Origin of the sequence: Coxiella endosymbiont of Ornithodoros amblus (assembly GCF_019425495.1) — a bacterium.
In the GTDB taxonomy this organism is placed as follows: Bacteria; Pseudomonadota; Gammaproteobacteria; order Coxiellales; family Coxiellaceae; genus Coxiella.
In genome coordinates this window covers 1-5,136 of sequence record NZ_VFIV01000077.1, presented here as the reverse complement: position 1 = coordinate 5,136, position 5,136 = coordinate 1, and the positions used below count along the sequence as shown (strand labels likewise).

Below are 5,136 nucleotides of genomic sequence, written 5' to 3'. Positions count from 1 at the left end.
CGATTTAAAAATTGGTGTAGAAAATGGAAATTAAATGTTACTGAGAAAAAAAATCCAAGATGGCATAGCTTATATGACGCGATCTGCTCCTAACCGGATCCTGCGAACAAGCCGCGGGACGAGGGGCAGGGTTAATTGACGACCTGCCCTAGTCTCGGTGGAAGGGATGCGTTACCATAATGGCAGCAAAATAATCTCGGTTAAGAGTCACTTATTCATGGCTATCGTTCAAAATGGTTCTGCTTCTATTGAAGTCTCTCCCGATCAACAGGAGCTCTTTTGTCTGGGGGATTGGACTGTCAGTCATCTTTCCCCATTAGAAGATCAATTACCCCTCTATGCCGACCAACTCTCAGAAAAAGTAATCATTCATGCAGATAATATTACCAAAATGGACAGTGCAGGTGCTTTGTTATTTTATACTTTGATTAATCATCTCAAATCATTGGGTAAAGCAATAGAAATTATAGGATTAAGTCAAAATATTCAATCTCTCCTTAAGCTTATTGCCAATGAGTCAAAATTTCTTTGCCAACCATTGCCGTCTCCGAAAATGCCGGGAGCCGTTTATTTATTGGGAGAATGGGCGATGACTAAATGGAGGCTGCTTATTGATTTTCTTACTTTTGTGGGAGAAGTAGCAATGACAGCCAGCCAAGGTATTCTTAAGCCGCAGCGCATACAGTGGAGGGCGATTTTACGAGCGATAGAAGAAACAGGATATCAGGCTTTACCTATCGTGGCTTTGTTAAGTTTTTTGGTCGGTGTGGTGTTAACTTATCAAATAGCTTTGCAGTTAGATAGCTATAATGCCGATATTTTCGTGGTTGATATTGCGGGCACAGCTATTTTACGCGAATTTAGCCCTTTAATTACCGCAATTATTGCGGCAGGGCGAACGAGCGCCGCATTTACCGCTCAAATTGGCACCATGAAAGTAAATGAAGAAATTGACGCTTTAAATACCATGGGGGTTGTCCCCATTGAATATTTGGTATTGCCGAAACTTATTGCTTTAATGATTTCGTTAACGTTATTAACGGTGTGGGCCGATATTTTTGGGACGTTTGGGAGCATGATAATGGCTAAGTCCCAATTAGGTATTGGGTATTTAGGCTTTTTAGATCGATTTCACCATGCCATTACTGTGCGACATTATATAGCAGGATTGATTAAAGGACCGGTTTTTGGATTAATCATTGCGGCAGTAGGTTGTTTTCATGGCTTTCAAGTTGGTGCTAGCGCAGATAGTGTAGGTCAAAAAACGACGCAAAGTGCCGTGCAATCTATTTTTCTTATTATCATTGCAGATGCTATTTTTTCAGTGGTATTCAGTTTACGAGGTATTTGATGATCGCCATTGAACCTAGCGAGCCTCTCATTGAAATTCACGATTTATGTAATGAATTCGGTGAGCATGGGGTTCATGATAATTTAAACTTAACCATCAATCGAGGTGAAATCGTTGCTATTATTGGTCCAAGCGGCTGCGGTAAAACCACCTTATTGCGCAGTATTTTGATGTTGCGAAAACCTACGGCCGGTACGATTAATATTTTTGGAATTAATGTCTTGGAATGTAGTAGAGCAGAAGCCTTGTCGGTGCAACGCCGCTGGGGCGTAATGTTTCAAAGTTCAGCATTATTTAGTTCGTTGCGTGTTTTAGAAAACGTGTTATTCCCTTTACATGAATATTCCCATTTGCATTCGGAAGCGCAAACAAAATTGGCACTTTTAAAAATTGCATTAGTCGGCTTAGATAGAGAAGCTGCCTATAAGTACCCAGCCGAACTCAGCGGTGGTATGAAAAAACGTGCTGCTTTGGCGCGCGCTATGGCTTTAGATCCAGAATTGCTATTTCTCGATGAGCCCACCGCTGGGCTTGATGCAAAAAGTGCCAGAGAATTGAATGAGTTAATTTTGCACTTACGTAAAACACTTGAATTCACTTTCGTTATGGTGACTCACGACTTAAACACATTATGGCAGGTGTCTGATCGCGTGTTTTTTTTGGGGAAGGGAAAAGTGTTAGCTGCGTTGCCTATGAATGAGCTTGTCCATCACAAACATTCGTTAATCCAGGATTATTTTAGTAGTGGGAAAAGAACATTTCGTGATAAACTTGAACGAGGAGCTAAGGATGGACACAAAAGTTAATTATACCCTCGTTGGTTTTTTTATTATCCTGTTGGGCGCCGCTTCCATTGTTATTTTATTGTGGTTCAGTACATTTCGGCATCGTCAAACATTCGACACCTATCTCACTTATATGCACGAAGAAGTGTCGGGTATCAGCGCGCAAACGCCAGTGCGTTTTAACGGTGTTAAAGTAGGCTATGTGCAAAAAATCGAAATCAATCCCGCTGATCCTCAACAAGTGGTTTTGACTTTAAAAATTCAACATGAAACTCCGATTACCACGAGCACGATTGCCACCTTAAGATCGGAAGGTATCATGGGAACTGATTATGTGGCCTTAAAAGCGCTGACTGCAACAGCGCCCCCTTTAATTGCGAAATTGGGAGAAAAATATCCGGTCATTCCATCTGAACCCTCGTTGCTAATGAAATTAAGCACTGCTTTGCAAGAAGTCACTAAAACGATTAAAGAATTAAGCGATAATGTGGGTAGAGTTTTTGATGAAGAAAATCGCCGAGCGATCAGCGCAAGTTTAGTTAATATCCAAAAAGTCACAAAAACGCTTTTGGATAATTCCGAAAATATTGATGCAACGTTGTATTCGATGAAGCGGCTCATGAAGAACACTGCCAAAGCCAGCGAACAGTTGCCTACTATTATGCACCAATTACAAGATGCCTTAGTAAATATTAAAATAACAGCTAGACAGTTCGATCGTGCGGGGCACGGGATAGAATTGACAGTGGGTGATGCCCATACTGCCATCCAAAACATGTCTACTCAAATTTTACCGACCGTGCTGCCATTATTAACTAAATTAAATGCCACAGCCGCTTATTTACAGGAACTTAGCATTGAGTTACAACATAATCCATCGATGTTGGTCCGAGGCAAGCATCCTCCGCTACCTGGGCCGGGAGAGAGATAATTGTGAAAATTATAAAATTTATTTTAATTATTTTTTTTTCTATTAACCTTGTAGATTGTGGGCCCGTTGTTCTTCCTCCCATTTCTTATTATCAATTAGATGATTTAAAATTGGTAAGATTACCGCCGCATTCAAAAACTCATTTGACAATTTTAGTATCGATGCCAATACCTAACCCAGGTTATCAAACTTCAGCTATTATTTATATGTTAACACCCTACGAATTGAGTAGATACGCCAATAGCCGGTGGGTGGCCCCGCCTAGCGAAATGTTGATGCCTTTGTTGGTGCAAGCGTTACGACAAACCGGTTATTTTTATGCGGTTGTTTCGCCGTCCTTTTTTGGAATGACTCATTATCGTCTTGATACACGTTTACTGAAATTGCAACAAGAATTTTTCTTTCCGATCAGTCGCATTCGATTGACTATGGAAGCTTCGTTAATAAGAAGCGCTACTAATCACGTCGTTGCCAATCATCTCTTTGAAGTGCTTGTAGCAGCCCCCATGAATAATCCTTACGGATGCGTGTTAGCGGCAAACAAAGCCGCCGCTATTATGAGCTATCGCATCGCACAATTCTGTACCGCTTACACCCACTAATCATTTTTTAATCTCAAATTCACAGGTATCCAGCGTTTGTTTAGGAGATCCACAAATATAATCTTTATGTTGAGGATTATACTTCCAGGTGGTTTATTTTAGATTGGATGTTTTGAAAGGATAATGCACACCGGAGAGTAAGATAGCCCACTTATTGTTGGTCGTTTTGTAAGAACAGGCAATGCGTTTTTTGACAGGGGAGTAGACAGCGCCTCCAAAATCTTTAGGTTCTAAAGCACTATTAGACTCGGAGGGGGTATAGGACTTCCAGCCTTTGGGTTTACGAGGCCCAGTAGCCCTTGCATCTTTTTTGGATAATTTGATGAGGCCAAGATGTTCGTTGAAAGAGCGATAGCGAATCCTCTCATAATACGGCTAAACATATATTTGAATACCGTTTTATTCTTTCTTTCCTCTTCATGTGAATAAATATAACACAATTATAGACAATAGTCATTGTCTCTCCAGAATGTCGATTTGACTTGGATTACAGATAGGAAATAGGAAGGTGCCTTGTGTCAATCAGTCCAATGTTGAAGTGAGGGAAGCTTAAAAACACTAACACTTAAACAAAGGCAAACAAGAATCAATCAATTTAATTGCTTTATTATAACCCTTCCACAGATCGCTTCTCCACAAATGACACTTCCAAAATCGGGTGAAGCAAGAGACATTGCAAAGACTTCTTTTTTCTCATTCTCAATATTTTTGTGAAATACGTGAATTATATTCCCATAATTCTTATTTCTATTGTTTAATTCTGCCTTTAATTTTTTTTAAACCCTCTTTAGTTTTCCTAACAGAGCTTTGTTTTTCTCGATTATTTTTTATAACCATGAATTATGGGTTCTACTTCCTTGACTACTGTGAAAAAGTGTTGGTCTTTAGCTAAAGGTAGTGGTTTTTTGTGGCATCCAATGCAGCAATTCTTCATTCTATTATTCTGGTGGTTCGTTTTATTTCTATATCGTTATGTAATAATTCCATTACTTTTTGTAGTGAAATTAAACGCATTTTGAGAAAGGGCTAGTGTGTTATGGGGTGTTTTAAGTTCTTCTTATCGCTTTTCTATCTGATATCGCTTTTCTATCTGATCTTGTATTCTAGGATCAGGCTCGCAATGAAACCATTTTTCCAGCCAGTGGTGGTAATTCTTGGAAGAAATATCTCAATTGATCTTCGCCTCTGAGAGAGAAATTTTTTAACACAATAATAACGATAGGTAAAATATAAGAAAATTTCATAACGACAAACTAAAATTTAACACGGGTTAAATCTCCCTTCATTAATTATTTTATTATAATAATTATAATTGAAAATGTGAACACTGAGACTTTAATATGAGTTTGTTTCCTGAGCAGGTGGAATTAATGGAAAGGCTTGTTTTAATTGAAGCAATTGATTATTGGGTTGAAAATAATTTCCCTTACATTTTCTAAGCCGTAGTGGAAATAAGAATATTGAGGT

General features: G+C 39.0%; 4 protein-coding genes and 2 pseudogenes. 5 read left to right on the top strand and 1 reads right to left on the bottom strand.

Annotated elements, in window-relative coordinates; genetic code table 11:
• The 5 genes and pseudogenes from FIV31_RS07240 to FIV31_RS07220 form a co-directional block, all read left to right on the top strand.
• Positions 1 to 93, top strand: a pseudogene (locus FIV31_RS07240) (GIY-YIG nuclease family protein); the annotation flags it as partial.
• Between the two features lie 124 nt (positions 94 to 217).
• The gene (locus FIV31_RS07235; protein WP_280124305.1) at positions 218 to 1,351 is read left to right on the top strand and encodes an ABC transporter permease; all 1,134 of its coding nucleotides are present in this window, start codon (positions 218 to 220) and stop codon (positions 1,349 to 1,351) included.
• A complete protein-coding gene (locus FIV31_RS07230) occupies positions 1,348 to 2,157 on the top strand; it encodes an ABC transporter ATP-binding protein (RefSeq protein WP_280124304.1) in 810 nt (269 codons plus the stop codon). Before FIV31_RS07235 ends, FIV31_RS07230 begins: the two co-directional genes overlap by 4 nt.
• The gene (locus FIV31_RS07225; RefSeq protein ID WP_280124303.1) at positions 2,141 to 3,067 is read left to right on the top strand and encodes an MlaD family protein; all 927 of its coding nucleotides are present in this window, start codon (positions 2,141 to 2,143) and stop codon (positions 3,065 to 3,067) included. Before FIV31_RS07230 ends, FIV31_RS07225 begins: the two co-directional genes overlap by 17 nt.
• A gap of 2 nt (positions 3,068 to 3,069) precedes the next feature.
• Complete coding sequence (locus tag FIV31_RS07220; protein ID WP_280124302.1) at positions 3,070 to 3,669, top strand: ABC-type transport auxiliary lipoprotein family protein; 600 nt, start codon at positions 3,070 to 3,072, stop codon at positions 3,667 to 3,669.
• On the opposite strand, the pseudogene FIV31_RS08730 reads toward FIV31_RS07220, so the two are convergent.
• A pseudogene (locus FIV31_RS08730) lies at positions 3,670 to 4,126 on the bottom strand (hypothetical protein).
• Positions 4,127 to 5,136 lie beyond the last annotated feature (1,010 nt).

Excerpts from the sequence above, each read along its gene's own strand:
- FIV31_RS07225 (WP_280124303.1), top strand. The coding sequence starts at position 2,141 with ATGGACACAAAAGTTAATTATACCCTCGTTGGTTTTTTTATTATCCTG.
- FIV31_RS07235 (WP_280124305.1), top strand. The coding sequence starts at position 218 with ATGGCTATCGTTCAAAATGGTTCTGCTTCTATTGAAGTCTCTCCCGAT.